At 70.5% G+C, this 4,307-nt stretch carries 2 protein-coding genes and 1 pseudogene; 2 read left to right on the top strand and 1 reads right to left on the bottom strand.

Annotated features, from left to right (window positions below):
* Positions 1-78 precede the first annotated feature (78 nt).
* A pseudogene (locus ACIQOV_RS29765) lies at positions 79-867 on the top strand (Dyp-type peroxidase); the annotation flags it as partial.
* 38 nt (positions 868-905) lie between these two features.
* On the top strand, positions 906-1,712 hold the full coding sequence (locus ACIQOV_RS29760; protein ID WP_401053675.1) for a family 1 encapsulin nanocompartment shell protein: 807 nt from the start codon (positions 906-908) through the stop codon (positions 1,710-1,712).
* A gap of 402 nt (positions 1,713-2,114) precedes the next feature.
* Here the strand turns inward: ACIQOV_RS29760 and ACIQOV_RS29755 are convergent.
* Positions 2,115-4,307 (bottom strand): tetratricopeptide repeat protein (locus tag ACIQOV_RS29755; RefSeq protein ID WP_401053674.1); only part of this gene is annotated, 2,193 nt, incomplete at its 5' end.

Below are 4,307 nucleotides of genomic sequence, written 5' to 3'. Positions count from 1 at the left end.
GGTGCGAGCCGACCAGGTTCACCGTGGGCGCTGGAACGCGCTGATGGCGCATGAGCGGGTGTACGGTCCGACCTGGGCGCTGTACGAGCCCCCGGCGACCTGCTGCTGCACCTGCGGGCCGAACGGATGGACCTCTGCTTCGAGCTGGCCGCGAAGCTCACCGAACGGCTCGCCGGGGCGGCGGCCGTCGTCGACTCCGTCCAGGGCTTCAAGTACTTCGAGGACCGGGACCTGCTCGGCTTCGTCGACGGCACCGAGAACCCGGAGGGCCGGGCCGCCGAACGCGCGGCCCTGATCGGCGCCGAGGACCCGGAGTTCACCGGCGGCAGCTACGTCGTCGTGCAGCGGTACGTGCACGACATGGACACCTGGAACGCGCTGAGCGTCGAGCAGCAGGAGGGGGCGGTCGGCCGCACCAAGCTCGACGACATCGAGCTGTCCGACGACGTCAAACCCGCCGACTCGCACGTGGCGCTCACCGTGATCACCGGTCCGGACGGCGAGGAGCGGCAGATCGTCCGCTTCAACATGCCGTACGGCACCTTCGGCTCCGCCGGCCGTGACGGTGAGGTCGGCACCTACTTCATCGGCTACGCGGCCGACCCCGGGGTGACCGAGGAGATGCTGCGCAACATGTTCATCGGCAACCCGCCCGGCACCACCGACCGGCTGCTCGACTTCTCCACCGCCGTCACCGGCGGGCTGTTCTTCGTCCCGACCGCCGACTTCCTCGACTCCCCGCCGCCGGCGCCGGCTGCTTCCGCGTCCGTCCCCGTCCCTGCGGCCGTTCCCGCGGCCGTCCCCGCTTCCGTGGCCGGTTCCGGGGACGGCTCGCTCGGCATCGGAAGCCTCAAGCAGACCACCTGACAGACGCCCTGACAGACCACCTGAACAGGACCCCGCACATGAACAACCTCCACCGGGACCTCGCCCCGATCTCCGCCGCCGCGTGGGAGGAGATCGAGGAGGAGGCCCGCCAGACCTTCAAGCTCCACATCGCCGGCCGCCGGGTGGTCGACCTCAACGGCCCCGAGGGCGCCACCCTCGCGGCCGTCGGCACCGGCCACCTGACCGCCATCGACCCCCCGACCGACGGCATCCAGGCCCGCGCCCGCGCCGCCCAGCCGGTGGTCGAGCTGCGCGTCCCCTTCACCGTCCGCCGCGACGCCGTGGACGACGTCGAACGCGGCTCCCGGGACTCCGACTGGCAGCCCGTCAAGGACGCCGGTCGCAAGCTCGCCCTGGCCGAGGACCGCGCCGTCTTCGAGGGCTACCGCGCCGCCGGCATCGACGGCATCCGCGCCGCCTCCACCAACCCTGCGGTCCAACTCCCGCAGGACGTCAGGGAATACCCGGAGGCCGTCAGCCGCGGGCTCACCGCCCTCCGCCTCGCCGGCGTCGGCGGCCCGTACTCACTCCTGCTCGGCGCGGACGCCTTCACCGCGGTCAACGAGACCAGCGACCACGGCTACCCCGTCCACAACCACATCGCCCGCCTCCTCGACGGGGACATCATCTGGGCCCCGGCCATCGAAGGCGCCTACCTGCTCTCCGCCCGCGGCGGGGACTTCGAGCTCTTCCTTGGCCAGGACGCCTCGGTGGGCTACCTCTCCCACGATGCCGAAACGATTCAGCTCTACCTTCAGGAGACGCTGACGTTCCGGGTGTACACGGGAGAGGCGGCCGTGACGTTGGTCCGCAGCAGACCCTGACCGGTGGCTCGTACGGTCCGGTGCGCGCGACCCGGTCTCCCGCGCCCTCCCGCCCTCGTGCGTGGGCACGAGGGCGGGAGGCTCGCTCACATCAGCAGCTGGGGAGCGTGCCGCTGGCGCCCCGGGGCAGTGCACACCAGATGGGCAACCACTCCCAGCACGACGACGAGCCATCCTGGTTGTGGTTGTGGTCGAACGAGACCCTCGCGCGAGAGGTCGAACGTACCCGGGGTGATGTTACGTGGTGCAAGGTTGTCGTTCTCCTTCAGCTGTGCTCGAAGGGGCGTTCCCCTTCGGAACACCAGTGCATCAGGAGACACCCGTGTCAATCAAGTCGCTTGCGTAGCAGGCATCTTGACTGGTAGTCATATGTGTGACAGCTGTGGGGCGAGGGGTACTCCGTCACGAGGAGCATCGGTCCTGGCGGTCGCGGATCTCGGCGAGTGCGTCCCTGGCTCGGGTGGCCTCCTCGACCGCGTGGATCCGCTCGGCGAGGTGGGCGGCTGTCGCCAGGTGCTCGGCAGCCTCGTCGGGCAGGCCGAGCGCGTCCGAGCACAGACCCAGCCCGCGGAGGGCGATGGCCTGCTCGCGGGTGGTTCCGACGGAGCGTGCGAGGCCCAGCGCGGTGGTGTACTGGTCGCGGGCGTCCGTGTGGCGCCCGGCGGCGCGGAGGGTGTCCGCGAGGGCGATCAGGGCGTTCACCTCCGTTCGCACGCCACCGCTCTCCCGGAAGGTCGCGAGGGCCGACCCGTACAGCTCCAGGGCGCGGTCGAGCTCTCCGGGAATCGAGAGAGAGGCCGCCAGATTGATCTTCACGATGGCGAGGTCGAACTGGGGCAGGTGGCCACTCCCGAGGCTGAGGACCAGTTCGAAGGCTGATCGGGCCGCGAGGAGGTTCCGGGCTCCGAGGTGGAGGTCGCCGATGTTGTTGAGGATGCGCAACTCGAACGGCCGGTCGTTGAAGTCGCGGGCGAGCGGGAGGGCGTTGCTGTAGGCGGACAGCGCGGATTCCGCATTGCCCAGAGAGCTGTGCACGATGCCGACGTTCGCGAGGCAGCGGGCGGCATTCCAGTGGTCGCCGGCCTCCCGACGGATGCCCAGCGCCTCCTCCTGATGAGCCAGGGCCTCGGACAGCGCCCCTTGGTGCCATCGGGCGAGGCCGAGGATCCCGAGTGCGTTGGCGACGGCATCCCGGTCGCCCTCCGCCCGGGCCAGGTCCAGTCCGTGCGACAGGGCTTCGACGGCGGACGGATAGCGGGACGCGTTGGCGAGCGTCGCGCCGAGGTCGATCAGCGCCCGCGCCTCGCAGCGGTCGTTCCCGACGGATCGCCAGTGGGCTGCGGCCGTCCGGTGCATGTCATGGGCGTCGCTCCAGTAGGCCTCGGCTTCGAGGTGGCCGGCCAGCACATGGGAGATCCAGGCGCCGCTCTCGGGGAATCCGAGCTCCCCGGAGTTCGCCACCAGGGCCAGCAGGCCCGGACGTTCCGTGGTCAGCCAGGCCTTCACCGACTCGTGGGAGTCCAGGGCGAGGTCCGTCAGCAGGTCGGCCAGGTCGGGCCCGCCGACGGGCTCGGGAACCGGCAGTCTCGAACGCCGCGGATAGAGGAGGCGGTCCGCGGCGTCAGCGGCGTGGAGAGCGTAGCGGAACAGCCGATTGACGGCCGCCGCTCGTTGCTCCTCGCCCGGATCCAGAGCGGCGGCGAATTCCCTGATCAAGTCATGGAACTGGTAGCGCTCCGGTGAGATCTCCTGGATCAGATGGCAGTTCAACAGTGCCTCGAGAATGCGGTCGGTCACGTCGACCGGCTGCCCGAGCAACGCGGCTGCCGCGTGGAGCCCGAAGTCCGGGCCCGGATGGAGCCCGAGCAGTCGGAAGGCCGAGCGCTCGCTCGGCGGGAGATAGCGGTAGGAGAGCTCGAACGCCCGGGCGATGCTCTCCGACCCATTGCGGAATTCGGCAAGGCGTCCGGTCTTGCGGGCCAGCCGCCGCGCGAGATGGGGGAGCGTCCAGGACGGGCGTGCCTTGAAGCGGCTGGCGGCCAGTGCGATGGCGAGTGGAAGCAGGCCGCAAAGCTTCACGATCTCGATGATGTGTTCCCGCTCCACCGCGCGCTCCGGGCCGACCACGTTCAGGAACAGGGCGACGGCGTCATCCACCGTCAGGACGTCCAGGAACACCGTCTTGGCGTCCGGGAGGTCGGTGAGGCGCTGACGGCTGGTGATGATGACCAGGGCGGTCGGTGCGGGCGGCAGCAGCGGGCGGACTTGAGTGGCATTCGAGGCGTCGTCGAGGATGACGACGGCCCGACGCGAGGACAGGGCCTCCACGCACAGTGCGAAGACCTCCTCCGCGTCGAGCGGGATGCTGGTGGCCGGAACGCCCAGGCGTCTGAGCAGGAGGGCGCCCGCTGCCTGCGGGGTGAGCGGCGGCTGGTTGCCGACGTGGGCGCGCAGGTTGAGGTAGACGTAGCCGTCCGGGAAGTACTCGCACATCAGGTCGGCGGCGTGCAGGGCCAGGGTGGTCTTGCCGACCCCCGGCATGCCGAGGATCGCGGAGACGGTGACGACGCCGCCGTGGGCGAGCCGGTCGTGGGG

It is taken from the genome of Kitasatospora sp. NPDC091257, assembly GCF_044757675.1.
GTDB lineage: Bacteria > Actinomycetota > Actinomycetes > Streptomycetales > Streptomycetaceae > Kitasatospora > Kitasatospora lactacystinica.
The sequence above is the reverse complement of the archived record's forward strand: the minus strand, read 5'-3'. Positions and strand labels throughout refer to the sequence as shown.